Here is a 25175-nt window from a genome sequence, read left to right as displayed (position 1 = left end):
GGAGGAGCGGCTTATTAAACCGCTTTTCACCAAGGGTCCCTCACTGGGCGTGCGCTTGTTGGTGCTGGTCGTGCTGTCGGTCGCGCTGATGGTGGTCGATGCGCGCTTCACACTGCTCAAGCCAGTGCGCAGCCAGATGTCGCTGGCGTTGATGCAGTCTTACTGGATCACCGACCTGCCGCAGCGGCTATGGCAAGGTGTCGCCAGCCAGTTTGGCAGCCGGACCGAACTCGTCGCCGAAAACGAAAAGCTCAAGACTGAAAACCTGCTGTTGCAGGGGCGCATGCAAAAGCTTGCCGCCCTGACCGAGCAGAACGTTCGGCTGCGCGAGTTGCTCAATTCTTCGGCACTGGTCAACGAGAAGGTCGAAGTGGCCGAGTTGATCGGCATGGACCCCAATCCATTTACCCATCGCATCATCATCAACAAGGGTGAGCGCGACGGTGTCGTGCTGGGTCAGCCGGTACTCGATGCCCGTGGCCTGATGGGCCAGGTGGTCGAGTTGATGCCGTACACCTCCCGCGTTCTGTTGCTGACCGATACCACCCACAGCATTCCGGTGCAGGTGAATCGCAACGGCCTGCGCGCCATTGCCAGCGGCACCGGTAATCCGGAGCGCCTGGAGCTGCGGCATGTGGCGGACACCGCCGACATCAAGGAAGGCGATCTGCTGGTCAGTTCCGGCCTGGGTCAACGTTTCCCGGCAGGTTACCCGGTGGCGACGGTCAAGGAAGTGATTCACGACTCCGGCCAGCCGTTTGCCATTGTCCGTGCCGTACCGACCGCAGCACTGAACCGCAGTCGTTACCTGCTGTTGGTATTCAGCGACACCCGCACCCCGGAAGAGCGTGCCAATGACGCCGCCCAGGCGCAGGAGTCTCTGGATGCGCAGGGTGGTGGGCCGATCATTCCGGCGACCGTGCCGAAGCCGGCGCTTGTCCCGTCCGCCGTTGCCGCGCCGGCGTCACCCGCCACGCCAGCAACCCCGGCGACAGCACCTGCTGCCGCCACACCGGTCAAGCCAACGGCCACGCACCCGGCTGTGACTAAACCGCCCGCGGCTGCACCTGCTGCACCCGCCAAACCACCGGCAGCTCAACCTGCCGTCGTGAAGCCTGCTGCCAAACCGCCTGTCTCCGCACCGGCTACCACTGGGGGACGAGAATAATGGTCGGTGTTACTGCCTCCCGAAACGGCTGGATCGTCTGGCTGACATTCGCCATCGGTTTGCTGCTCAGCGTTTCGCCGCTGCCGCAATTCATGGAAATCCTGCGTCCGCTGTGGCTGGCCTTGCTGCTGGCGTTCTGGGCGTTGGCCCTGCCGCAGAAAGTCGGGATGGTCACCGCATGGTGCCTGGGCCTGGCCGAAGACGTGCTCTACGGCACATTGCTGGGCCAGAACGCTTTGATCCTGACCCTCATCACTTACCTGGTCCTGGCGCTGCAACAACGTCTGCGGATGTTCCCCATGTGGCAGCAGAGCCTGGTGATTCTGGTGATCTTCGGTCTCGCGCAGCTTGTCCAGTTGTGGCTCAGTGCCCTCACCGGTAACCGCCAGCCAACACTGGCGCTGGTGTTGCCGGCACTGGTCAGTGCCTTGCTCTGGCCCTGGATCAGCTTCGGTTTGCGCGGATTGCGTCGGCGCTACAAAATCAATTAATTCGCTCGAGCATTAGACAGGGAGAGGTCTTGATGAAACGGTTGTACCTCGCCTCTGGTTCGCCGCGTCGGCGTGAATTGCTCACGCAGATCGGCGTGCCGTTTTCCGTCCTCATTGCGGATATCGATGAAACCCCTCTGACTCACGAAACCCCGTCGGCTTATGTCGAGCGCCTGGCGCGCGGCAAGGCCGAGGCCGGGCGCTGTGCAGTCGTTTCTGAAGACTCGTTCTGTGTGCTCGGCGCCGATACCGCCGTGGTGCTCGACGGAAAAATTCTTGGCAAACCGGTTGATGAAGCCGACGCGTGCGCCATGCTGATGATGTTGTCCGGCAACGAACATCAGGTGCTGACCGCGATTGCCGTGCTCGATGGTGAGCGTTGCGAGTCACGGGTGATCACCAGCCTGGTGCGTTTTCGACCCGTCAGTCGCGACGAAGCCGCCGCCTATTGGGCCAGTGGTGAGCCGAAGGACAAGGCCGGAGGCTACGGCATTCAAGGCCTGGGCGCGGTATTTGTCGCCGGGCTCAATGGAAGTTACTCGGCGGTGGTTGGACTGCCGTTGTGCGAAACCGCAGAACTGCTCGGCCATTTCGGCATACCCTGTTGGCAAACCCATAACGCGCGTTAAGCGTCGTACTGACCAGATGCGGCCATTATCGTGAAAATGCCTGAACGAGACCCTGCCATGAGTGAAGAGATCCTGATCAACATCACGCCGATGGAATCGCGCGTGGCGGTGGTCGAAAACGGTGTCCTGCAAGAGGTCCATGTCGAACGCACGCAAAAGCGCGGGATCGTCGGCAACATCTATAAAGGCAAAGTCGTGCGGGTGTTGCCCGGTATGCAGGCGGCATTTGTCGACATCGGCCTGGATCGCGCGGCCTTCATTCATGCCTCGGAAATTTCCCTGCGCGAAGGCCCGGCGGTGGAGAGCATCAGCGCACTGGTGCATGAAGGCCAGAGCCTGGTGGTGCAAGTCACCAAGGACCCGATCGGCTCCAAGGGCGCACGCCTGACCACGCAGCTGTCGATCCCGTCGCGCTATCTGGTGTACATGCCGCGCACCGCACATGTCGGCATTTCGCTGAAGATCGAAGACGAAGCCGAGCGCGACCGCCTCAAGCAAGTGGTCACCGATTGCGTCGCCAAAGAAGGCATCAAGGAAGCCGGCGGATTCATTCTGCGTACGGCGGCCGAAGGCGCCGGGGCTGACGAAATTCTCATGGATATTCGTTACCTGCGCAGGCTGTGGGACCAGATCAGCGAGCAGATCAAAACCATCGGCGCCCCGAGCGTGATCTATGAAGATCTTGGCCTGGCGCTGCGCACACTGCGTGACCTGGTGAGTCCGAAAATCGAGAAAATTCGCATCGATTCCCGGGAAACCTTCCAGAAAACCACGCAGTTCGTTGCCGAATTGATGCCGGAGATCGCCGATCGTCTGGAGCACTATCCGGGCGAGCGGCCGATTTTCGATCTGTACGGCGTCGAGGACGAAATCCAGAAGGCCCTGGAGCGCAAAGTGCCGCTCAAGTCCGGTGGCTACCTGGTGGTCGACCCGGCGGAAGCCATGAGCACCATCGACGTCAACACCGGGGCGTTTGTCGGTCACCGCAACCTCGAAGAAACCATCTTCAAGACCAACCTCGAAGCCGCGACCGCCATTGCTCGTCAGCTGCGCCTGCGTAACCTGGGCGGGATCATCATCATCGACTTCATCGACATGGAAGATGAAGAGCATCAGCGCCAGGTGCTGCGCACGCTGGAGAAGCAACTCGAGCGTGATCACGCCAAGACCAACATCATCGGTATCACCGAACTGGGCCTGGTGCAGATGACCCGCAAGCGCACCCGCGAAAGTCTCGAGCAAGTGCTGTGCGAGCCGTGCACCAGTTGCCAGGGGCGCGGCAAGTTGAAGACACCGGAAACCGTTTGCTACGAAATTTTCCGCGAAATTCTCCGTGAGGCTCGCGCCTATCAGGCGGAAGGCTATCGTGTATTGGCGAACCAGAAGGTTGTCGACCGTCTGCTGGATGAAGAGTCGGGAAACGTCGCCGAACTCGAAGGGTTTATCGGTCGCACCATTCGTTTTCAGGTGGAAACCATGTACTCCCAGGAACAATACGACGTGGTGTTGCTCTGATTCGCTGCGTCTTGATTTTTCCACAATGGCTGGCCTCAGCTTTTTGCAAAACTTTTGCCATGGGAGCCAACTGACATGGAGCGTCTGACACGCATTTTGGCCGCACTGACCCGCTGGGGTCTGGGCCTGTGCGCGTTGGTTTTGGTGTTGATGGCGTTGTACGTCAGTCTGGGCCGGGAACTGACGCCGCTGGTAGCCGAATACCGTGCCGAAGTCGAAATCAAAGCCAGCGAGGCTTTGGGCCTGTCGCTGCAAATTGGCGAGCTCAAGGGCAGTTGGAGCGGCTTTGCCCCCATTCTGTCGGCTCATGATGTGACGGTCGGTGACGGTGCCAATGCCCTGCATCTGGAAAAGGTGCGCGCGGTGCCGGATTTGTGGGCCAGCCTGATGGCCCGTGAAGTACGCATCGCCCATCTCGAACTCAATGGCCTGAAGATCAGCCTCAAGGAAGGCGAGGACGGTCAATGGGCGCTGGAGGGTTTGCCGGTCAAGGATGACCAGCCGCTCGACCCCGAGCAGTTGCTCAATCGCATGCAGATGATCCAGCGCTTGTCGGTGCTCGACAGCCAGGTCACTTTGCAGCCGTTTGGCGAGTCGCCGCTGACCCTGACCTACGTCGGCGCAAGTCTGAAAACCGGTGCCGTCCGTCAGCGACTGGATGCCCGCCTGACCTTACCCGACGGGCAGCCGGTGGCCATCAACCTGCGTACGCGCATTCGTGCCAGTCAGTGGAAGGACGGCGAAGCCCAGGCTTACGTGAGCCTGCCGCAGAGTGACTGGTCGAAATGGCTGCCGGAACGACTGACTCAACAGTGGAATTTTTCCGAGATCAAGGCCGGTGGCGAGATCTGGGCAACCTGGGGACAGGGTGCCCTGCAGAGTGCGGCGGTGCGCCTGAATGCACCGCAACTCAATGGCGCTTACGCCGAGCGCAAACCGATCAAGATCAGCAACCTGGCGCTCAACGGTTACTTCCAGCGCAACGCCAAAGGCATGCAGGTGACGCTGGACTCGCTGGCCATGAACCTTGGCGAGCATCGCTGGGAGACGCATCTGCAGTTGCAGCAAACCGCGGCCTCCGACAATGCTGAAGAACTCTGGCACCTGCAGGCCGACCGCCTCGACCTGACTCCGCTGACGCCGTTGCTCAATGCCCTGGCGCCTTTGCCGCAAGGCTTTGCCACGGTGGTCGACCGGCTCAAGGTGACGGGAGGGCTGCGCAATGTGCTGATCGACCTGCGTCCCAATGCCACCGACGACAGCAAGTTCAGCTTCGCGGCCAACCTCGATCAGGTCGGTTTCGACGCTTATCACGGCGCTCCGGCGGCACGAAATGTCACGGGCAGCATCAGCGGTGACCTGGGGCACGGCGAGCTACGCATGGACAGCAAGGATTTCATGCTGCACCTGGACCCGATTTTCGCCAAGCCATGGCAATACATCCAGGCCAACGCCCGCCTGACGTGGAAACTCGACAAAGACGCTTTCACCCTGATCGCGCCCTACCTGAAGGTGTTGGGCGAAGAGGGCAAGATTGCCGGCGACTTCCTGATTCGCCTGCATTTCGATCCCACCCAGGAAGACTACATGGACCTGCGGGTTGGCCTGGTCGACGGCGACGGCCGTTACACCGCCAAGTACCTGCCGACGGTACTCAGCCCGGCGCTGGACGAATGGCTGCGCACGGCGATTCTCAAAGGGGCGGTGGATCAAGGCTTCTTCCAGTATCAAGGCTCGCTCAACCACGGTGCCGCCGAGACCGACCGCAGCATCAGCCTGTTTTTCAAGGTTCACGATGCCGAGCTGGCGTTCCAGCCGGGTTGGCCGCACGTCAGCGGGGTCACCGGTGATGTGTTCGTTGAAGACAGCGGTGTGCGCATCCTGGCCAGCAAGGGCCAATTGCTCGACACTCAGGTCAGCGATATTTACGTGAATATTCCTCACGTGCCCCAAGGGCAGAGCTCCCATCTGTTGCTCGACGGCGGGTTTGCCGGTGGCCTGGGCGATGGCCTGAAAATCCTTCAGCAAGCCCCCATCGGTACGGCCGAGACCTTTGCCGGCTGGGAAGGCGAGGGTGATCTGCAAGGCAAGCTGAAGCTGGATATCCCGCTGGCCAAAGGTGAACAGCCGAAAATCCTGGTCGACTTCAAGACAGCCAAGGCGCGCCTGAAACTTCCCGAGCCGCCTCTGGAACTGACGCAGCTCAAGGGCGACTTTCGTTTTGACAGCACCAAGGGGCTGAGCGGGCAGAACATCACCGCGCGGGCCTTCGATAAGCCTGTGAACGCGCAGATTTTTGCCGATGGCCGTGAAGGCAAGCTCAATACCCGGGTCGTCGCCTCGGGGCAGGTCGAAGTGAAGAAGCTTACCGACTGGCTGAGCGTGACCCAGCCGTTGCCGGTCAGTGGCGTGATCCCGTATCAACTGCAACTGACTCTGGATGGGGCTGACAGCCAGTTGATGGTCAATTCCAGTCTCAAAGGGGTCGCCATCGATCTGCCTGCACCGTTCGGCATCTCGGCGGAGGTGGGGCGTGACACGACGTTCCGCATGACCCTGCAAGGCGCGGAACGGCGCTACTGGGTGAACTACGGTGAGCTGGCGAATTTCACCTTTGCCGCACCGACGGGCAACTTTGCCGAGGGCCGTGGCGAGTTATTCCTTGGCAACGGCGACGCAGTATTGCCCGGTGCTAAAGGCTTGCGCATTCGTGGCGTGCTGTCGGAGCTGGACGTTGGCCCATGGCAGGATCTGGTGAGCAAGTATGCCGGGCAAGATCCGGGCGGCAGTGCCAAGCAGTTGCTCAGCAGCGCCGACTTCAAGGTCGGCAAACTCAGCGCACTCGGCACCACGCTGGATCAGGCTTCGGTGCAATTGACGCGCAAGCCGTCCGCCTGGGCCTTGCAGCTCGACAGTCAGCAAGCCAAGGGCAATGCGACTGTCCCCGATGCGAAAGCCGCGCCGTTGCTGATCAACCTGCAATACGTGCGGTTGCCGGCACCTGATCCGACGGTCCTGGCCGACGAGAATTCGCCCGATCCACTGGCCTCGGTCGATCCGACCAGGATCCCGGCGCTGGATATCACCATCAATCAGTTGTTTCAGGGCAACGACCTGGTCGGCGGCTGGTCATTGAAAATTCGTCCGACCGCCAAAGGCATCGCCTTCAATTCGCTGGACATGGGCCTCAAAGGCATTCTGTTGCAGGGCAACGGTGGCTGGGAAGGCACGCCCGGCGCCAGCACAAGCTTTTTCAAGGGCCGGGCCAGCGGCAAGAACCTCGCGGATGTGCTTAAGGGCTGGGGTTTTGCGCCAAGCGTCACCAGCAAGGACTTCCATATGGATGTCGACGGGCGCTGGCCGGGATCGCCGGCATGGCTGGCCACCAAGCGCTTCTCGGGCACTCTGGATGCATCGCTCAACGAAGGCCAGTTTGTCGAGGTCGAAGGCAGCGCCCAGGCATTGCGGGTGTTTGGCCTGCTTAACTTCAACTCCATCGGCCGCCGCTTGCGCCTGGACTTCTCCGACCTGTTCGGCAAAGGCCTGAGCTATGACCGGGTCAAAGGCCTGCTGGCGGCGACCAACGGCGTGTACGTCACCAAGGAACCGATCCGCCTGACCGGCCCGTCGAGCACCATCGAACTCGATGGCACCCTGAACATGGTGGCTGATCAGATCGATGCGAAGCTGCTGGTGACCCTGCCGGTGACCAACAACCTGCCGATCGCCGCGCTGATCGTCGGTGCGCCGGCCATCGGTGGCGCGCTGTTTTTGATCGACAAGTTGATCGGCGACCGCGTGGCCCGCTTTGCCAGTGTGAAGTACACCGTCAAGGGGCCGTGGAAAGAACCGAAAATCACCTTCGACAAGGCTTTTTGAGTTCATTTTTGAAAAGGCACGCCCCAATCCTATGGAGTAGCATGGACGCCTATCGATTCAGGAGTGCGTCATGTCTGTAGCGGTGATTCAAATGGTCAGCCAGAGCGATGTGCTGGCCAATCTGTCCCAGGCCCGACGCCTGCTGGAACAGGCTGCAGCCGGCGGAGCGAAGCTTGCCGTGCTGCCGGAAAATTTCGCCGCCATGGGGCGGCGCGACATTGCCGACATCGGCCGCGCCGAAGCCATGGGCGAAGGTCCGATCCTGCCGTGGTTGAAACAGACTGCTCGCGACCTCAAGTTATGGATAGTGGCCGGCACCTTGCCGTTGCCGCCAGTAGATCATCCGACGGCCAAGTCGCATGCCTGCTCGCTGCTGGTCAATGATCAGGGCGAAACAGTGGCGCGCTACGACAAACTGCACCTGTTCGACGTCGACGTGGCCGACAATCGTGGCCGTTATCGTGAATCCGATGACTATGCTTATGGCAGTGGGGTCGTGGTGGCGGACACGCCGGTTGGCCGGGTCGGCCTGACGGTCTGTTACGACTTGCGCTTCCCGGAGCTGTACAGCGAACTGCGTGCAGCCGGTGCGGAACTGATTACCGCACCATCGGCCTTTACTGCGGTGACCGGCGCCGCGCACTGGGATGTGCTGATTCGCGCACGGGCCATCGAGACGCAATGTTATGTGCTCGCGGCCGCCCAGGGTGGAACCCATCCGGGGCCACGGGAAACATTCGGTCATGCTGCCATCATCGATCCGTGGGGCCGGGTGCTGGCGCAACAGGATCAAGGCGAGGCCGTGCTGCTGGCCGAACGCGATAGCAGCGAACAGGCGTCCATCCGGGCGCGGATGCCGGTGTCCAGCCACCGGCGCTTTTTCTCGCAGGGCGCCCAGCGACCTGCCTCAGAACGATGAATTTAAGGCGTAAAGCATATGAGCGAGTTGTTGTCCTCAGTCAGTGAACACCTCCTGGCGCCTGGCGGCGTAACGATCGAGAGCCTGCAAGGCGTACTCGGCGACCTGGCCGGCCCGGGCATCGATGCCGCCGACCTGTATTTTCAGGGCCAGATATCCGAGTCCTGGGCGCTGGAAGACGGCATCGTCAAGGAAGGCAGCTTCAACCTCGACCAAGGCGTAGGCGTGCGTGCGCAATCGGGAGAGAAAACCGGTTTTGCCTACAGCAACGCCATCACTCTGGAAGCCTTGGGCGCAGCGGCCCGTGCTGCCCGTTCGATCTCCCGGGCGGGACAGAACGGCACCGTGCAAGCGTTTACTACCCAAGACGTCGCTCAGCTTTACGGGCCGGACAATCCGCTGGAAGTACTGACCCGCGCCGAAAAGGTCGACCTGCTCAAGCGCATCGACGCCGCGACACGCGCCCTCGACCCACGTATCCAGCAAGTGACCGTGAGCATGGCCGGGGTCTGGGAGCGAATTCTGGTGGCATCCACCGATGGTGGTCTGGCGGCGGACGTGCGACCGCTGGTGCGTTTCAACGTCAGCGTGATCGTTGAGCAGAACGGCCGTCGTGAGCGCGGTGGTCATGGTGGTGGCGGTCGTACCGATTACCGTTACTTCCTCGCCGAAGACCGCGCCATGGGTTATGCCCGTGAAGCGCTGCGTCAGGCACTGGTCAATCTTGAAGCCATCCCCGCGCCGGCCGGTACGCTGCCGGTGGTGCTCGGCTCCGGTTGGTCCGGCGTGCTGCTGCACGAAGCGGTCGGTCACGGTCTGGAAGGTGATTTCAACCGCAAGGGCAGTTCGGCCTACAGCGGGCGCATGGGTGAGAGGGTCGCGTCCAGCCTGTGCACCATCGTCGATGACGGCACCCTGTCGGGGCGCCGCGGCTCCCTGAGCGTCGACGACGAAGGTACGCCGACCGAGTGCACCACGCTGATCGAGAACGGCGTCCTCAAAGGCTACATGCAAGACAAGCTCAACGCGCGCCTGATGGGCGTGGCGCGCACCGGTAACGGTCGCCGCGAATCCTATGCGCACCTGCCGATGCCGCGCATGACCAACACCTACATGCTGGCCGGCGAAAGCGATCCTGAAGAAATCATCGCTTCGGTGAAGCGCGGCATCTACTGCGCCAACCTCGGCGGCGGGCAGGTGGACATCACCAGCGGCAAGTTTGTGTTCTCCACCAGCGAGGCATACCTGATCGAAGACGGCAAGATCACTGCACCGGTCAAAGGCGCGACCTTGATCGGCAATGGTCCGGAAGCCATGAGCAAAGTGTCGATGGTGGGCAACGATCTGGCGCTGGACAGCGGTGTGGGGACGTGTGGCAAGGATGGGCAGTCGGTGCCGGTGGGTGTCGGCCAGCCAACGCTGAAGATTGATGCGATCACCGTGGGTGGCACGGGCGCATAAGGATGGGAACATCCCCTGAGGGCGCTGCCGGCAGCGCCCTCAGGACTGTGAGGCTTAACGCAGACCGCGTTGAGTCTCGTCCAGCTCACGGATGTATTTGAAGATTTTACGGCTGGAAGCAGGAGGTTTGTTTTGCGCAACCTCGTGCTGGGCCTGACGGATCAGGGAGCGCAATTGCTGGCGGTCCGCGTCCGGGTAGTCGACGACGAATTTTTCCAGTACGGCATCGTCGCCGGCGATCAGGCGATCGCGCCAGCGCTCCAGGTTATGGAAGCGTTCGTTGTACTGGCGAGTGGAGGCATCGAGTTGATCGAGCAAAACCAGAATGGCGTCAGTGTCCTGATCGCGCATCAGTTTGCCGATGAACTGAAGGTGCCGTTTACGCGCGATATTCGCGGTGTGCTTGGGCGCATCGGCCAGAGCCCGGCGCATAGCGTCGGTCAACGGCAGTTTAGCCAGCAAGTCAGGCTTGAGTGTTGTAAGGCGCTCGCCGAGGTCAACCAGAGCATGCAGCTCGCGTTTAACCTGGGATTTGCTTTTTTCTCCCGTATCGAGGGAGTCGTCGTAAGAATCAACCATGGTGGCCGTCCGCAAAGAAACGCCGCCATGATAACCAGTCGGGGGCCGCTTGTCCGGCCCGGTCGCTCGATGACCGTTACCGAAAGCAGAATTTGAGTGGAGAACAGCATGAGTGCAGTTGAAAGCGTCGGCCCACAAGCGTTGCCGGCACTGCAGGAGCAAGTCGAGCAGATCATCGCTGAAGCCAAGCGCCAGGGCGCCAGTGCCTGTGAAGTGGCGGTGTCCCTGGAGCAGGGCCTGTCGACCACGGTGCGTCAGCGTGAGGTCGAAACTGTCGAATTCAATCGTGATCAGGGTTTTGGCATCACTTTGTACGTCGGTCAGCGCAAGGGTTCGGCCAGCACTTCCGCCAGTGGCCCGGACGCGATTCGCGAAACCGTCGCGGCGGCGCTGGCGATTGCCAAGCACACCTCTGAAGACGAAGCGTCAGGCCTGGCGGACGCTGCGCTGATGGCGCGTGACGTGCAGGATTTCGACCTGTTCCACCAATGGGATATCACCCCGGAACAAGCCATCGAGCAGGCGCTGGCTTGCGAAGCTGCAGCGTTTGCTGCCGACAGCCGAATCAAGAACGCCGACGGCACCACGTTGAGCACGCACCAGGGATGCCGGGTCTATGGCAACAGCCACGGTTTTGTCGGCGGTTATGCGTCGACGCGGCACAGCCTGAGCTGCGTGATGATCGCCGAGGCCGATGGTCAGATGCAGCGCGATTACTGGTACGACGTAAACCGCCAAGGCAATTTGCTGGCCGACCCGGTCAGCATCGGTCAGCGTGCTGCACAGCGAGCGGCGAGCCGTTTGGGCGCGCGCCCGGTGCCGACCTGTGAAGTGCCGGTACTGTTTTCGGCGGAATTGGCCGGTGGCTTGTTCGGCAGTTTCCTCTCGGCGATTTCCGGCGGCAGCCTGTATCGCAAATCCTCCTTCCTCGAAGGCACTCTGGGGCAGAAGTTGTTCCCGGAATGGCTGACCATCGATGAGCGTCCGCACCTGATGCGCGCCATGGGCAGCGCAGCGTTCGATGGCGATGGCTTGGCAACTTATGCCAAGCCGTTTGTCGAAAAAGGCGAATTGGTTTCCTACATTCTCGGCACCTATTCCGGGCGCAAACTCGGCATGCCGAGCACCGCGAACGCCGGTGGCGTACACAACCTGTTCGTCACCCATGGCGATGAAGACCAGGCTGCCTTGATGCGACGGATGGGCCGCGGTTTGTTGGTCACCGAACTGATGGGCCACGGTCTGAACATGGTCACCGGTGACTACTCCCGTGGCGCGGCGGGTTATTGGATCGAGAACGGCGAGATCCAGTTCGCGGTGCAGGAAGTGACCATCGCCGGCAACATGCGCGACATGTTCAAGCAGATTGTTGCCGTGGGGAATGATCTGGAGTTGCGCAGCAACATTCGCACGGGCTCGGTGCTCATTGAGCGGATGACTGTCGCCGGCAGCTAACTTTCCCGCTACACAAAAAGGCGCGCCACCCATCGGGTGGCGCGCCTTTTTTATTGGTTTTACGCAAATCACTGCAGGCGCCGGCTCGTTGGCGATTTCAAAACCGCCATCGCCAGTAAGCCGGCTCCTACAGAATATTTTGTCCGCTATATCACCCTTGTTTTGGTTCTCATTATCATCTAATAATAAATCTCATTACCGAGCGAGCCCGGATCATGAGTTTTGCCTTGCACGAGCAGCTGCATCTCGAAAGCTGGCGCTGGATCAGTCGCCAGATCCGTTGCGCGATGAATCACCACGAACCATCAACCCGGAAAAACTGACCGCGGGCGGCGTGTAAAACCCCGCTACCGCTTTGGAGGCTCTCCATGGAGCACTGGAAACGCACGATCGAAAGAGCCAATCGCTGTTTCATGTTGGGCGAACTGGTTGATGCTCGTGAGGCTTATTTACAGGCATTGGCGCTCGCACAGGTGTTGTTCGAGCGCTGGGCTGATCCCGATGAAGCGGTGGCGGCTTGCGTAATTTCCCATCACAACCTGGCGGACCTGCATTTGCGTTTGAACCAGCCGGAGGAGAGTGCCGAGTATTTGTGCGCCATTCACCAGCGGCTGTTGAAGACCATGCAGGACCCTCGACTGTCGCCAGCCCTGCGTGAAGCCGCACTTCGCCAGAGCAGCAAAACCTATGTCGAACTGCTGAATTTCATCAGCGAGCACGGTGAATACCCACGCACCCATCGGTTGCTGCACATCGATGCTGCCTCGCCGTCGCAGCCCTTTGCGCCTCACCATCATGGAGTCCATTGAAATGGCTTTTACCCTGCCTGCCTTGCCTTATGCCTACGATGCCCTGGAGCCGCACATCGATGCGCAGACCATGGAGATCCACTACACCAAGCACCACCAGACTTACATCAACAATCTGAACGCGGCTGTCGAAGGCACCGAGTTCGCCGAATGGCCAGTGGAAAAACTGGTGGCCGCCGTGCAGCAACTGCCGGAGAAGCTCCGCGCGGCTGTGATCAATCAGGGCGGCGGACATGCCAATCATTCACTATTCTGGGAAGTCATGGCGCCACAGGGCGGTGGCAAGCCCGATGGCCCGCTGGCCAAGGCCATCGACGAAGAACTGGGCGGTCTGGACCGTTTCAAAGAGGCGTTCACCAAAGCCGCGCTGACTCGTTTCGGCAGCGGTTGGGCCTGGCTGAGCGTGACGCCGCAGAAGACACTGATCGTGGAAAGCAGCGGCAATCAGGACAGCCCGTTGATGAATGGCAACACGCCGATTCTGGGGCTGGATGTCTGGGAGCACGCCTACTATCTGCGGTATCAGAATCGTCGTCCCGAATACATCGGTGCGTTCTATAACGTGATCAATTGGCCGGAAGTCGCTGCGCGCTACCAGGCCGCACTGGGTTAAGTCTTCTAAAAAAACCATGCAAGGCTGACTATGGGCACTGAAACACTGGCGATCGGAAGTGGACGAATGTTTCGTTACGCGGTTGGATCGCTGCTACTGCTGGCGGGCATGAGTTTGCTGGTTGCGCACGGGCTGGAATGGCTGGACCTGGAGCCGAAGCTGTCACGGGCATTGCAGGGTGGCGCTATTTGCGCCCTCGGAACTGCGCTCGGAGCGGTGCCGGTGCTGGTAATCCGGCACATGCCCCAGGCACTCAGCGATTCCTTGCTGGGCTTTGGTGCTGGCGTGATGCTCGCCGCGACCGCGTTTTCGCTGATCGTGCCGGGTATTGCTGCGGCAGAAAACCTTGGCATGACCCCGTGGGCGGCCAGCGGCCTGATATGTTTTGGCATCATGCTCGGGGCCTTCGGGTTGTTCCTGGTCGATCGCAAGGTCTCCGGGGCTTCACCGGAGTTGCTTGTGGGCACAGCAGAGCACCCGGTGATCCCGCCGCGGATCTGGCTGTTCGTGTTTGCGATCATTGCCCATAACATTCCCGAAGGCATGGCGGTTGGTGTATCCGCGGGCGGCGGCATGCCGGATGCCGACAGTCTGGCGATGGGCATTGCCTTGCAGGATGTGCCGGAAGGGTTGGTGATTGCGCTGGTGCTGGCCGGGGCAGGGATGTCGCGGTTCAAGGCATTCCTGATCGGCGCTGCATCAGGGTTGGTCGAACCGGTGTTCGCGCTGCTGTGCGCGTGGCTGGTGAGCCTGGCCGAACTGTTGTTGCCATTGGGGCTGGCATTGGCGGCAGGGGCCATGTTGTTGGTGGTCACCCACGAAGTCATTCCCGAATCCCGCCGGCATGGTCACGACAAACTGGCCAGTCTTGGGTTGTTGATCGGGTTTTGCTTGATGATGGTGATGGATACCGCGCTGGGCTAAAAGATGTTGATCTTTACTCGCCTTCATCGAAGTAATTGTTGATCAATGCCACCAGCGCATCCAGCGCTTCCTGTTCCTGCTCGCCTTCAGTGCTCAGATGGATCTTGGTGCCTTTGCCGGCCGCGAGCATCATCATGGCCATGATGCTTTTGCCGTCGACGGTGGTTTCCGGCGTGCGGCCGACCCTGATCGTGCAGTCCTTGAACTGACCGGCGACCCCAACGAATTTTGCAGATGCCCGGGCGTGCAGGCCCAGCTTGTTGATGATTTCGATTTCCAGAGCAGGCATCGCGATGTGAATCCTTTAGCTGAGGTCGCGGTGGCGAACCTGGACGTTCTTCAGGGATTGTTGCAGGGTCTTGCCCAGGCGTTCGGTCAGGTAGACGGAGCGGTGATGCCCGCCGGTGCAACCGATGGCAATAGTGACATAAGCGCGGTTACTGGCCGCAAAGCGCGGTAACCATTTGAGCAGGTACGCGGAAATGTCCTGGAACATCTCCTCGACATCCGGCTGTGCCGCCAGGTACTCGGCCACCGGTTGATCAAGACCGGACTGCGCGCGCAGTTCGGGCTTCCAGTAGGGGTTGGGCAGGCAGCGCACGTCGAACACCAGATCGGCGTCCACCGGCATGCCACGCTTGAATCCGAAAGACTCCACCAGAAACGCTGTGCCGGGTTCCGGCTGGTTCAGCAAGCGCAGCTTGATCGTATCGCGCAGCTGATACAGGTTCAGGTTGGTGGTGTTGACTTTGAGGTCGGCAAGATCGGCAATGGGGCCGAGCAGGCTCGTCTCGTCATGGATGGCTTCGGCCAGCGAGCGATTGGCGCTGCTCAATGGGTGACGACGGCGGGTTTCCGAAAAGCGTTTGAGCAGGGTTTCTTCATCGGCATCCAGGTACAGGACATCACACTGGATGTGCCGGCTGCGGACTTCTTCGAGCAGCTCCGGAAACCGCGACAGGTGACTCGGCAAGTTGCGCGCATCGATGGACACGGCAACCAGCGGTTGTGCCAGTTCGGTGTGGATCAGTGCGCGCTCGGCCAGCTCTGGCAGCAACCCGGCAGGCAGGTTGTCGATGCAGTAATAGCCGTTGTCCTCGAGTACATCGAGGGCGGTACTTTTACCTGAGCCGGAGCGACCGCTGACGATGATCAAGCGCATGATTAATGCCCGTTTTGCTCGTCCAGGACAACCTGATACAAGGCTTCATTGCTCGGCGCGCTGCGCAGTTTTTCACGCACTTCCTTGCGGTCGAGCATGCTGGCGATCTGACGAAGCAGTTCCAGGTGCGCATCGGTAGCGGCTTCCGGGACCAGCAGAACGAACAGCAGGTCAACCGGTGCGCCGTCGATGGCATCGAAATCGATAGGGGCGTCAAGGTGCATCAAGGCACTGATGGGTGAAGTACAGCCCTTGAGGCGGCAGTGGGGGATGGCGATACCGTTGCCAAAACCGGTTGAACCGAGTTTTTCACGGGCGACCAGGCTCTCGAAGACATCCTGCATGGCCAGATCCGGCACTTCGCGATGGATGAGGTTGGCAATTTGCTCGAGGGCTTTCTTTTTACTGCCGCCCGGCACGTTCACCAGGGAACGGCCGGGGGTCAGGATGCTTTCAAGTCGGATCATGGGTAGGGAGTGTTAACGACCGGTCGCGCCCTGGAGGAGGCTCTGGGTCTTTTCCTTATGCTTTTTGAGTTGTTTATCCAGCTTGTCGGTCAAGGCGTCGATCGCTGCGTACATGTCGGTATGTTCCGCGTTGGCGACCACTTCATTGCCGGGAATATGCAGCGTGGCTTCGATTTTCTGTTTGAGCTTTTCGACCGTCATCGTGACCTGCACGTTGGTGATCTTGTCGAAATGCCTCTCTAATCGTTCGAGTTTTTCGCCGATGTAGGTGCGAAGAGGTTCGGTCACTTCCAGTTGGTGTCCACTGATGTTGACTTGCATACAGCTTCTCCTTCGTTGCCAGTGCATAAAGCGGCAGATCAGATGATCTGCCACTGGAACGCTGTGGCGTGGCTCTACATCAACCGCTTGCGTTCGCTCGAAGGCGCGATCCCGAGGGATTCGCGGTACTTGGCGACGGTGCGGCGAGCCACCTGAATGCCTTGTGCCTCCAGTAAACCAGCGATCTTGCTGTCACTCAACGGCTTTTTCTGATTTTCAGCGGCAACCAGTTTTTTGATGATCGCGCGGATCGCCGTAGACGAGCATTCGCCGCCTTCGGAGGTGCTGACGTGGCTGGAGAAAAAGTATTTCAGCTCATAAATTCCCCGAGGGGTATGCATGAACTTTTGTGTGGTCACCCGGGAGATGGTCGACTCGTGCATGCCGACTGCTTCAGCAATGTCATGCAGGACCAGGGGTTTCATGGCTTCGTCGCCGTATTCCAGGAAGCCGCGCTGATGCTCGACGATCTGGGTGGCTACTTTCATCAGGGTTTCGTTGCGGCTCTGCAGGCTCTTGATGAACCAGCGGGCTTCCTGCAACTGATTGCGCATGAAGGTGTTGTCGGCGCTGGTGTCGGCCCGGCGTACAAAGCCGGCGTACTGGGCGTTGACCCGCAGCCGTGGCACCGATTCCTGATTGAGCTCCACCAGCCAGCGTTCGTTGTCCTTGCGCACGATGACGTCGGGAACGACGTACTCGGCTTCGGAGGACTCGATTTGCGAGCCCGGGCGCGGGTTGAGGCTCTGAACCAGTTCGATGACCTGGCGCAGTTCGTCTTCCTTGAGCTTCATGCGACGCATCAGCTGGCTGTAATCACGGCTGCCGAGCAGGTCGATGTAGTCAGTGACCAGACGCTTGGCTTCAGCCAGCCACGGTGTCTTGGCAGGCAGCTGGCGCAGTTGCAGCAACAGGCATTCGCCGAGGTTGCGGGCGCCGATGCCGGCCGGTTCGAATTGCTGGATGCGGTGCAGGACGGCTTCGATTTCGTCCAGTTCGATGTCCAGTTCCGGATCGAACGCTTCAAGGATTTCCTCGAGTGTCTCGTCCAGATAGCCCTGATTGTTAATGCAATCGATCAGGGTCACGGCAATCAGGCGATCGGTGTCGGACATCGGTGCCAGGTTCAGTTGCCACAGCAGATGGCTCTGCAGGCTCTCGCCGGCCGAGGTGCGGGTGGTGAAATCCCACTCGTCGTCATCGTTGCTCGGCAGGCTGCTGGCGCTGGTCTGGTAGACGTCTTCCCACGCGGTATCGACCGGCAGCTCATTGGGGATACGCTCGTTCCAGTCGCCTTCCTCGAGGTTATCTACCGTCGGGGCGCTTTCCTGGTAAGAGGGTTCCTGGATCTCTACGTTGGGTTTTTGTTCGGCGTTGTCGGCCAGGGGGTCGGAATTGTCGAAATCCTCGCCTTCTTCCTGGCGTTCGAGCATCGGATTGGACTCCAGGGCCTCCTGGATTTCCTGTTGCAGGTCCAGGGTCGACAATTGGAGCAGGCGGATGGCCTGTTGCAGCTGCGGTGTCATCGTCAGCTGCTGGCCCATTCTCAAGACTAGCGATGGTTTCATGGCAGGGGCTTAACACCTTATTCGCCGGCGCACATGCGCCATCCACTACAGGGCGCCGAAGCGCCAAACATAAGCAAATTATATGCCTGAAACTGAAGTGTTTGCCTAGAGCGCTGTAACAATAAAAACCTGTTGATTTTTACTGTTTGTCGCGAACTGTGCCGCCATCACGACTTCAGCGCTTACAGGCGGAACTCGTGGCCCAGATACACTTCCTTGACCAGATCGTTAGCCAGGATGGTCTCGGCGTCGCCTTCAGCGATCAGCTGGCCATCGTTGACGATGTAGGCGGTCTCACAGATATCCAGGGTTTCACGGACGTTGTGGTCAGTGATCAGTACGCCAATGCCTTTGGCCTTGAGGTGATGGATGATCTGTTTGATGTCGCCCACCGAAATCGGGTCCACACCGGCGAAAGGTTCGTCGAGGAGGATGAATTTCGGGTTGGTGGCCAGTGCCCGGGCGATTTCCACGCGGCGGCGCTCACCACCAGACAGGCTCATGCCGAGGTTGTCGCGGATGTGGCTGATGTGGAATTCCTGCAGCAGGCTTTCCAGTTCCTTGCGACGGCCGGCCTTGTCGAGTTCCTTGCGGGTCTCGAGGATCGCCATGATGTTGTCGGCTACCGAGAGTTTGCGGAAGATCGATGCTTCTTGCGGAAGATAGCCGATGCCAGCCTTCGCACGACCGTGCATTGGCTGGTGGCTGACGTCCAGGTCGTCGATCAGTACGCGGCCCTGATCGGCCTGCACCAGGCCGACGATCATGTAGAAGCAGGTGGTCTTGCCGGCGCCGTTGGGGCCGAGCAGGCCGACGATCTGACCGCTGTCGATAGACAGGCTGACGTCACGCACGACCTGGCGGCTCTTGTAGCTCTTGGCCAGATGCTGAGCTTTCAGAGTTGCCATTACTGGGCCTTTTGCTCGTCGGTTTTCTTTTTCGGCTGGATCACCATGTCAATGCGCGGACGCGACTCGGTCACGTTGGTGCCTGTTGCGCGGCCGGCGCTGGCGAGCTTCTTGTTGGTGTCATAGACGATTTTCTCGCCCTGGGTCACGTTGCCGTCCTTGTCGATGACCTTGGCGCGGTCGATCAGCACGACGCGGTCTTGCGTGGCGTGGTACTGGATGGTGACGCCGTAGCCCTGCACCGGCTTGGTGTCGCCCGCCGTTTGCAGTTGCTCGAAGTAGGCCAGGTTGCCCACCGAAGTCACAACGTCGATGTCGCCATTCGGCGCACGGGTCATGGTGACTTTATTGCCGGTCACTTTCATCGACCCTTGGGTAATGATCACATCGCCCGTGTAGGTGGCAACGCCATTCTTGTCGTCCAGTTGGGCATCGTCGGCCTGAATGCGGATAGGCTGCTGCTGATCGGTCGGCAGAGCCCAGGCGCTCACGCTTCCCAGTGCTGCGCCCAGACCGAGCAAAATAGGGAGGGTTTTAACGAGCCTCATACTGTCCTCTTACGTTCGATAGCAGGTGTATCCTGCTTTCTTTCAAATACGCTTTCATTCCCTTGCCAGTCGATACACCGCCAGCGCCGTCGATTCTAACGGGTTGCTCGGTCTGCGCATATTGCTGCTGCGGGAACACCGTCATACGAGTGGTGGTGATCAGGGTTCTGCGGTTTTTCTCGTCGAAACGCGTGATGCGTACCGAGTCGATCAGTTCGACCTGGGTGCCGTCAGGATTGACCTCACCCTTTTCGCTCTGGACGTGCCACGGGAACTGCGTGCCGCGGAACATGTTCAGGTCCGGGTTGGTCAGCAGCGTCACTTCGGTCGCCTTCACGTGCTCGACCTTGTCCGACGTCATTTCATACTGCAACTTGCCGTCGGGCAGGTACTGCACGCTGTGGGCGTTGATGGCGTAGTAGTCGATTGCGCTGTCATCGACCTGCGCGACCGGCTTGTCGAGGAAGCGTTCCGGACTGATGTTCCAATAGCCGACCGCGGCGAAAATCGCCGTGATGCAGCCGAACACCAGTATGTTGCGAATCTTTTTGCTCAGCATTTTTGGCTCACAGGTACGCGGCGTTAGCCGCATCGAGGCGGCCCTGGGCGCGCAGGATCAGTTCGCAGAATTCGCGGGCGGCACCTTTGCCGCCGCGGGCCTGGGTGACGCCGTGGGCGTGTTCGCGCACGAAGCTGGCAGCGTTGGCCACGGCCATGCCCAGTCCGACACGGCGAATCACCGGCAGGTCCGGCAGGTCGTCACCGAGGTAGGCGACCTGTTCATAGCTTAAGCCTAGTTGCTCCAGAAGACCGTCGAGAACGACCAGTTTGTCTTCGCGGCCCTGGAACAGGTGCGGTATGCCGAGATTCTTTGCCCTGCGCTCAACCACCGGGGTCTTGCGGCCGCTGATGATGGCGGTTTGCACGCCGGCGTTCATCAGCATTTTGATGCCCTGGCCGTCGAGGGTGTTGAAGGTCTTGAATTCGCTGCCGTCTTCAAGGAAATACAGGCGACCGTCGGTGAGGACGCCGTCGACATCGAAAACCGCCAGTTTGATCGCTTTGCCGCGTTGCAGCAGGTCAGCACTCATTACATTACCCCCGCACGCAACAAGTCGTGCATGTTCAAGGCGCCGACCGGACGGTCTTCGCTGTCGACCACCACCAGTGCGTTTATCTTGTGATCTTCCATGATTTTCAGGGCCTCGGCGGCGAGCATCTCGGCGCGGGCGGTCTTGCCGTGGGCGGTCATGACCTGATCGATCGTGACGCTGTGGATGTCGATGCTGCGGTCCAGGGTGCGGCGCAAATCACCGTCGGTAAAAATCCCGGCCAGCTTGCCATCGGTTTCGAGGACCACTGTCATGCCCAGGCCCTTGCGGGTCATTTCCATCAGCGCATCCTTGAGCAGGGTGCCGCGCTGGACTTGCGGCAACTCCTGCCCGGCGTGCATGACGTTTTCCACTTTCAGCAGCAGGCGACGGCCAAGGGCGCCGCCCGGGTGCGAAAACGCGAAATCTTCAGCGGTAAAGCCGCGGGCCTCGAGCAGCGCGACGGCCAGGGCATCGCCCATGACCAGTGCAGCGGTGGTCGATGAGGTCGGTGCCAGGTTCAGCGGGCAGGCTTCGTGCTCAACGTGGACATTCAGGTTGACCTCGGCGGCCTTGGACAGCGGCGACTCAGGGTTGCCGGTCATGCTGATCAACTGGATGCCCAGGCGCTTGATCAGTGGCAGCAGGGTGACGATTTCATTGGTGGAGCCGGAGTTCGACAGCGCCAGGATGACGTCGTCACGGGTGATCATGCCCATGTCGCCATGGCTGGCCTCAGCCGGGTGGACGAAAAACGCCGTGGTGCCGGTGCTGGCGAGGGTGGCGGCGATCTTGTTGCCGATGTGCCCCGACTTGCCCATGCCGACCACGACAACGCGGCCTTTGCTGGCCAGAATCATCTCGCAGGCGCGTACGAAATCCGCGTCGATTTGTGGCAGCAAGCCTTGAACGGCTTCCACTTCGAGGCGGATGGTGCGTTGGGCGGATTGAATCAGGTCGCTGGATTGGCTCATGTCAGAAATCGTTTAGCCTGATGAAAAGGCGGCGATTATAGCGGTTATGATCGAAACCCTCACGCAAGTTCGTCGCGCATTGTCATTCCTTGTTACTTAATCCCTCTAAATGACGCTTCATGGCCGGCATATGACCGAATATGGCCCGGCTTTGGCCTTGGGCGCGTGACCATTGCAGTGATATAGTTCGCCGCCAGTTCGGCCCGCCCGAGAGGCATGTGCTTTCGTCAGGAAGTCAGGCGTCCGAGTGAGAGGCTGCATCGCAAGGAGTTTAGATGAGTGCCGATAACGCCTACGCGGTCGAGCTGAAGGGACTGACCTTCAAGCGCGGTGCGCGCAGCATTTTCAATAACGTCGATATCCGTATTCCCCGCGGCAAGGTCACCGGCATCATGGGGCCTTCCGGGTGTGGCAAGACCACGCTGTTACGGTTGATGGGCGCGCAGTTGCGTCCCTCCAGCGGCGAAGTCTGGGTCAATGGGCAGAACCTGCCGACGCTGTCGCGCAGCGATCTGTTCGATGCCCGCAAGCACATGGGCGTGCTGTTCCAGAGTGGCGCACTGTTCACCGATCTCGACGTGTTCGAGAACGTGGCTTTTCCACTGCGCGTTCACACCGAGCTGCCGGAAGAAATGATCCGGGATATCGTCCTGCTCAAATTGCAGGCCGTGGGTTTGCGCGGCGCCATCGACCTGATGCCCGACGAACTGTCCGGTGGCATGAAGCGTCGTGTCGCGTTGGCGCGGGCGATTGCGCTCGATCCGCAAATTCTCATGTATGACGAGCCCTTTGTTGGCCAGGACCCCATCGCCATGGGCGTATTGGTGCGCCTGATCCGCCTGCTCAACGATGCCTTGGGCATCACCAGCATCGTGGTTTCCCACGACCTGGCCGAAACCGCGAGCATTGCCGACTACATCTATGTAGTGGGCGACGGGCAGGTGTTGGGGCAGGGCACGCCGGACGAGCTGATGAACTCGGACGACCCGCGCATCCGTCAATTCATGACCGGCGAGCCCGATGGCCCGGTCGCGTACCACTTTCCAGCGACGGATTACCGCGCAGATCTTCTGGGGAAGCGTTGATGCGCAAGATTTCACTATTAGAACGAGTGCGCCGCTTCGGCCACGCCGGCATCGATATGCTGGCGGTGTTCGGGCGCTCGACGCTGTTCCTGTTTCACGCATTGCTGGGCCGCGGCGGCATTGGCGGCGGTTTCGGTCTGCTGGTCAAGCAACTGCATTCGGTGGGCGTGATGTCCCTGGTGATCATTGTTGTCTCCGGGGTGTTCATCGGTATGGTGCTGGCGCTGCAAGGCTTCAACATCCTGTCCAGCTACGGATCGGAGCAGGCTGTGGGGCAGATGGTGGCGCTGACGCTGTTGCGTGAGCTGGGGCCAGTGGTGACCGCGTTGCTGTTCGCCGGGCGTGCCGGTTCGGCGCTGACCGCCGAAATCGGCAACATGAAGTCCACCGAACAGCTTTCCAGCCTGGAAATGATCGGTGTCGACCCGCTCAAGTACATCATTGCCCCGCGCCTGTGGGCCGGCTTCATTTCCCTGCCGGTGCTGGCGATGATTTTCAGCGTGGTGGGTATCTGGGGTGGTTCGTGGGTGGCCGTCGACTGGCTGGGTGTCTACGAAGGCTCCTACTGGTCGAACATGCAGAACAGCGTGACTTTCGCTGACGATGTGCTCAACGGCATCATCAAAAGCATCGTCTTTGCCTTCGTTGTGACCTGGATCGCCGTATTCCAAGGCTATGACTGCGAGCCCACTTCCGAGGGGATCAGTCGTGCCACTACCAAGACCGTGGTGTATGCCTCTTTGGCAGTGCTCGGCCTGGACTTTATTCTGACCGCCTTGATGTTTGGAGATTTCTGATGCAAAACCGCACCCTGGAAATCGGTGTCGGCCTTTTCTTGCTGGCTGGCATCCTGGCTTTGTTGCTGCTGGCATTGCGGGTCAGTGGCCTGTCCCCGAGCCCGAGCACCGACACCTATAAACTTTATGCGTATTTCGACAATATCGCCGGTTTGACGGTCAGAGCTAAAGTGACCATGGCCGGTGTGACCATCGGCAAGGTCACAGCGATTGATCTGGATCGCGACAGTTTCACCGGTCGAGTGACCATGCAGCTGGAGAAACGCGTAGATAATCTGCCGGCTGACTCCACTGCATCTATCCTGACCGCTGGGCTGTTGGGCGAGAAGTACATCGGTATCAGCGTGGGCGGGGAAGAAGCCCTGCTCAAGGATGGCGGGACCATCCATGACACCCAGTCGTCGCTGGTGCTCGAGGATCTGATCGGTAAGTTCCTTCTCAACACCGTTAGCAAAGACCCCAAATGAGGAATTTGTAAATGATCTCTACCTTGCGACGTGGCCTGTTGGTATTACTCACGGCCTTGCCGTTGATGGCTAACGCCGTGGCGGCGCCTACTTCCGCGCACGAACTGGTACAGGACACTACCAACCGGATGCTGGCCGATCTGGCAGCCAATAAAGAAAAGTACAAACAAGACCCGGCTGACTTCTATGCCGCGCTGAATAGCATCGTCGGACCGGTCGTTGATGCCGAGGGCATCTCCAAGAGCATCATGACGGTCAAGTACTCGCGCAAAGCCACCCCCGCGCAGATGAAAACCTTTGAAGAGAACTTCAAGAGGGGTCTGTTCCAGTTCTATGGCAACGCCTTGCTCGAATACAACAACCAGGGCATTACCGTTGAGCCGGCCAAGGACGAGTCGGGCGACCGCACCAGCGTCGGCATGACCGTCAAGGGCAGCAGTGGCGCGATCTATCCTGTGTCCTACACGCTTGAAAAGATCAATGGTGAGTGGAAACTACGCAACGTCATCATCAACGGTATCAACATCGGCAAGCTGTTCCGTGATCAGTTCGCTGATGCGATGCAGCGCAATGGCAACGATCTGGACAAGACCATCAATGGTTGGGCCGGGGAAGTCGCCAAGGCCAAGGAAACCGCTGAGCAATCTCCCGAGAAGCAAGCTCAATGAGTGAGACGGCAGTCCGGATGGACGAAACCGGCGAGCTGCGGCTCAGCGGCGTGCTGGATTACCGCACCGGTCCTGGCCTGCGCAAGCAGGGCCAGGCGCTGATCAAAGCCAGCAAGGCGGCGTCAGTGGTGGTCGATTGTTCGGCGGTTGAGAAGTCCAGCAGCGTCGGATTGTCGTTGTTGCTGTGCTTCATGCGTGACGCGCAGGCCGCCGGCAAGGCGCTGAGCATCCGCGCAATGCCAGAAGACATGCGTGAAATCGCTCAAGTCAGTGAGCTGACCGAGCTGTTGGCGCATCCATAACCCGCATCTATAAAGAAGCCCCCCGTCAGAGTCCTGCTCCGCGGGGTTCGCAGGCGCGGGGCTTTTTTGTATGATGTCCGACCCGCGCGCACAGGGCGCCGATTGAGGTTGAGCATGCAGGCCGTAGAAGTGAAGAGCTTCCTTGAAGGAAAGCTGCCCGGAACGCTGGTAGAAGTTGAGGGCGAAGGCTGCAATTTCCAGCTGAACGTGATTAGCGATGAACTGGCGGCGTTGAGCCCGGTGAAGCGTCAGCAGCAGATCTATGCCCATTTGAACCCATGGATCACCGATGGCAGCATCCATGCGGTCACTATGAAATTTTTCAGCAGCGCGGCCTGGGCCGAGCGCACCTGAGCCCAAGGGCGTCGAGATTCT

General features: G+C 60.0%; 28 protein-coding genes and 1 pseudogene. 18 read left to right on the top strand and 11 right to left on the bottom strand.

Going from position 1 to position 25175, the window contains the following annotated elements:
- Window positions 1-49 precede the first annotated feature (49 nt).
- The 7 genes from mreC to tldD all read left to right on the top strand — a co-directional run bounded on the left by mreC (window position 50) and on the right by tldD (window position 10062).
- Entirely contained in the window at window positions 50-1168 is a 1119-nt protein-coding gene (gene mreC / locus KHO07_RS24765; RefSeq protein ID WP_244858249.1) for a rod shape-determining protein MreC, read from the top strand.
- The gene (mreD, locus tag KHO07_RS24760; protein WP_056855017.1) at window positions 1168-1659 is read left to right on the top strand and encodes a rod shape-determining protein MreD; all 492 of its coding nucleotides are present in this window, start codon (window positions 1168-1170) and stop codon (window positions 1657-1659) included. Before mreC ends, mreD begins: the two co-directional genes overlap by 1 nt.
- 32 nt (window positions 1660-1691) lie before the next feature.
- Complete coding sequence (locus KHO07_RS24755; protein WP_212625798.1) at window positions 1692-2288, top strand: Maf family protein; 597 nt, start codon at window positions 1692-1694, stop codon at window positions 2286-2288.
- Between the two features lie 57 nt (window positions 2289-2345).
- The gene (gene rng / locus KHO07_RS24750) at window positions 2346-3803 is read left to right on the top strand and encodes a ribonuclease G (RefSeq protein WP_150731822.1); all 1458 of its coding nucleotides are present in this window, start codon (window positions 2346-2348) and stop codon (window positions 3801-3803) included.
- Between the two features lie 75 nt (window positions 3804-3878).
- Window positions 3879-7682 (top strand): YhdP family protein, encoded by a 3804-nt coding sequence (locus KHO07_RS24745; protein WP_212625797.1) that lies wholly within the window; start codon window positions 3879-3881, stop codon window positions 7680-7682.
- 70 nt (window positions 7683-7752) lie between these two features.
- Window positions 7753-8601: a carbon-nitrogen hydrolase family protein gene (locus KHO07_RS24740; protein WP_212625796.1), complete on the top strand. Its 849-nt coding sequence runs from the start codon at window positions 7753-7755 to the stop codon at window positions 8599-8601.
- Window positions 8602-8619: 18 nt separating this feature from the next.
- On the top strand, window positions 8620-10062 hold the full coding sequence (gene tldD / locus KHO07_RS24735) for a metalloprotease TldD (protein WP_075947625.1): 1443 nt from the start codon (window positions 8620-8622) through the stop codon (window positions 10060-10062).
- A 54-nt stretch (window positions 10063-10116) separates the two neighbouring features.
- On the opposite strand, the gene yjgA is transcribed toward tldD, so the two are convergent.
- Window positions 10117-10641 carry a ribosome biogenesis factor YjgA gene (yjgA, locus tag KHO07_RS24730; protein WP_034148278.1) on the bottom strand — a complete coding sequence of 175 codons (525 nt, stop codon included), beginning with the start codon at window positions 10639-10641 and terminating at the stop codon, window positions 10117-10119.
- A gap of 108 nt (window positions 10642-10749) precedes the next feature.
- Here yjgA and pmbA point away from each other — a divergent pair, with 108 nt between their 5' ends.
- The 5 genes and pseudogenes from pmbA to KHO07_RS24705 all read left to right on the top strand — a co-directional run bounded on the left by pmbA (window position 10750) and on the right by KHO07_RS24705 (window position 14442).
- Window positions 10750-12096: a metalloprotease PmbA gene (gene pmbA / locus KHO07_RS24725; protein WP_150731825.1), complete on the top strand. Its 1347-nt coding sequence runs from the start codon at window positions 10750-10752 to the stop codon at window positions 12094-12096.
- Between the two features lie 215 nt (window positions 12097-12311).
- Window positions 12312-12401: pseudogene (locus KHO07_RS24720) on the top strand (FagA protein); the annotation flags it as partial.
- Window positions 12402-12464: 63 nt separating this feature from the next.
- Window positions 12465-12905, top strand: a complete 441-nt coding sequence (locus tag KHO07_RS24715; protein WP_212625795.1) for a hypothetical protein — start codon at window positions 12465-12467, stop codon at window positions 12903-12905.
- Between the two features lies 1 nt (window position 12906).
- Window positions 12907-13518 (top strand): superoxide dismutase, encoded by a 612-nt coding sequence (locus KHO07_RS24710; protein WP_212625794.1) that lies wholly within the window; start codon window positions 12907-12909, stop codon window positions 13516-13518.
- A 30-nt stretch (window positions 13519-13548) separates the two neighbouring features.
- Window positions 13549-14442: a ZIP family metal transporter gene (locus tag KHO07_RS24705; RefSeq protein ID WP_150731828.1), complete on the top strand. Its 894-nt coding sequence runs from the start codon at window positions 13549-13551 to the stop codon at window positions 14440-14442.
- Between the two features lie 13 nt (window positions 14443-14455).
- On the opposite strand, the gene KHO07_RS24700 is transcribed toward KHO07_RS24705, so the two are convergent.
- The 10 genes from KHO07_RS24700 to KHO07_RS24655 all read right to left on the bottom strand — a co-directional run bounded on the left by KHO07_RS24700 (window position 14456) and on the right by KHO07_RS24655 (window position 21481).
- Complete coding sequence (locus tag KHO07_RS24700; RefSeq protein WP_180205699.1) at window positions 14456-14731, bottom strand: HPr family phosphocarrier protein; 276 nt, start codon at window positions 14729-14731, stop codon at window positions 14456-14458.
- 15 nt (window positions 14732-14746) lie between these two features.
- Window positions 14747-15604, bottom strand: coding sequence for an RNase adapter RapZ (gene rapZ, locus KHO07_RS24695; protein WP_150731830.1), 858 nt, complete (start codon window positions 15602-15604; stop codon window positions 14747-14749).
- A gap of 2 nt (window positions 15605-15606) precedes the next feature.
- The gene (gene ptsN, locus KHO07_RS24690) at window positions 15607-16071 is read right to left on the bottom strand and encodes a PTS IIA-like nitrogen regulatory protein PtsN (protein ID WP_075947620.1); all 465 of its coding nucleotides are present in this window, start codon (window positions 16069-16071) and stop codon (window positions 15607-15609) included.
- Window positions 16072-16083: 12 nt separating this feature from the next.
- Window positions 16084-16392: a ribosome-associated translation inhibitor RaiA gene (gene raiA, locus KHO07_RS24685; RefSeq protein ID WP_007941242.1), complete on the bottom strand. Its 309-nt coding sequence runs from the start codon at window positions 16390-16392 to the stop codon at window positions 16084-16086.
- 74 nt (window positions 16393-16466) lie between these two features.
- On the bottom strand, window positions 16467-17960 hold the full coding sequence (locus KHO07_RS24680) for an RNA polymerase factor sigma-54 (protein ID WP_150731831.1): 1494 nt from the start codon (window positions 17958-17960) through the stop codon (window positions 16467-16469).
- A gap of 182 nt (window positions 17961-18142) precedes the next feature.
- Window positions 18143-18868, bottom strand: coding sequence for an LPS export ABC transporter ATP-binding protein (gene lptB, locus KHO07_RS24675; RefSeq protein WP_008054366.1), 726 nt, complete (start codon window positions 18866-18868; stop codon window positions 18143-18145).
- Entirely contained in the window at window positions 18868-19416 is a 549-nt protein-coding gene (gene lptA / locus KHO07_RS24670) for a lipopolysaccharide transport periplasmic protein LptA (RefSeq protein ID WP_075947618.1), read from the bottom strand. The genes lptB and lptA overlap by 1 nt, the downstream gene beginning before the upstream one ends.
- Window positions 19403-19975 (bottom strand): LPS export ABC transporter periplasmic protein LptC, encoded by a 573-nt coding sequence (gene lptC / locus KHO07_RS24665; protein WP_150731832.1) that lies wholly within the window; start codon window positions 19973-19975, stop codon window positions 19403-19405. The genes lptA and lptC overlap by 14 nt, the downstream gene beginning before the upstream one ends.
- Window positions 19976-19982: 7 nt before the next feature.
- Window positions 19983-20507, bottom strand: coding sequence for an HAD family hydrolase (locus KHO07_RS24660; protein WP_212625793.1), 525 nt, complete (start codon window positions 20505-20507; stop codon window positions 19983-19985).
- Entirely contained in the window at window positions 20507-21481 is a 975-nt protein-coding gene (locus KHO07_RS24655; RefSeq protein ID WP_150731834.1) for a KpsF/GutQ family sugar-phosphate isomerase, read from the bottom strand. The genes KHO07_RS24660 and KHO07_RS24655 overlap by 1 nt, the downstream gene beginning before the upstream one ends.
- Before the next feature lie 275 nt (window positions 21482-21756).
- On the opposite strand from KHO07_RS24655, the gene KHO07_RS24650 reads away from it, so the two are divergent.
- From KHO07_RS24650 to KHO07_RS24625, 6 genes are all read left to right on the top strand, one after another.
- Window positions 21757-22566, top strand: coding sequence for an ATP-binding cassette domain-containing protein (locus KHO07_RS24650; RefSeq protein ID WP_075947614.1), 810 nt, complete (start codon window positions 21757-21759; stop codon window positions 22564-22566).
- On the top strand, window positions 22566-23363 hold the full coding sequence (gene mlaE, locus KHO07_RS24645; RefSeq protein ID WP_075947613.1) for a lipid asymmetry maintenance ABC transporter permease subunit MlaE: 798 nt from the start codon (window positions 22566-22568) through the stop codon (window positions 23361-23363). The genes KHO07_RS24650 and mlaE overlap by 1 nt, the downstream gene beginning before the upstream one ends.
- Window positions 23363-23830 (top strand): outer membrane lipid asymmetry maintenance protein MlaD, encoded by a 468-nt coding sequence (gene mlaD / locus KHO07_RS24640; RefSeq protein WP_056855035.1) that lies wholly within the window; start codon window positions 23363-23365, stop codon window positions 23828-23830. Before mlaE ends, mlaD begins: the two co-directional genes overlap by 1 nt.
- A gap of 11 nt (window positions 23831-23841) precedes the next feature.
- Window positions 23842-24498 carry an ABC transporter substrate-binding protein gene (locus tag KHO07_RS24635; protein ID WP_212625792.1) on the top strand — a complete coding sequence of 219 codons (657 nt, stop codon included), beginning with the start codon at window positions 23842-23844 and terminating at the stop codon, window positions 24496-24498.
- Window positions 24495-24800, top strand: coding sequence for an STAS domain-containing protein (locus tag KHO07_RS24630; protein ID WP_150731836.1), 306 nt, complete (start codon window positions 24495-24497; stop codon window positions 24798-24800). Before KHO07_RS24635 ends, KHO07_RS24630 begins: the two co-directional genes overlap by 4 nt.
- A gap of 114 nt (window positions 24801-24914) precedes the next feature.
- Complete coding sequence (locus tag KHO07_RS24625) at window positions 24915-25154, top strand: BolA family protein (RefSeq protein WP_007912386.1); 240 nt, start codon at window positions 24915-24917, stop codon at window positions 25152-25154.
- Window positions 25155-25175: the final 21 nt, after the last annotated feature.

Origin of the sequence: Pseudomonas sp. PP3 (genome assembly GCF_905336995.1) — a bacterium.
GTDB classification, from domain to species: Bacteria; Pseudomonadota; Gammaproteobacteria; order Pseudomonadales; family Pseudomonadaceae; genus Aquipseudomonas; species Aquipseudomonas reinekei.
This window is presented reverse-complemented; position numbering and strand designations above follow the sequence as displayed.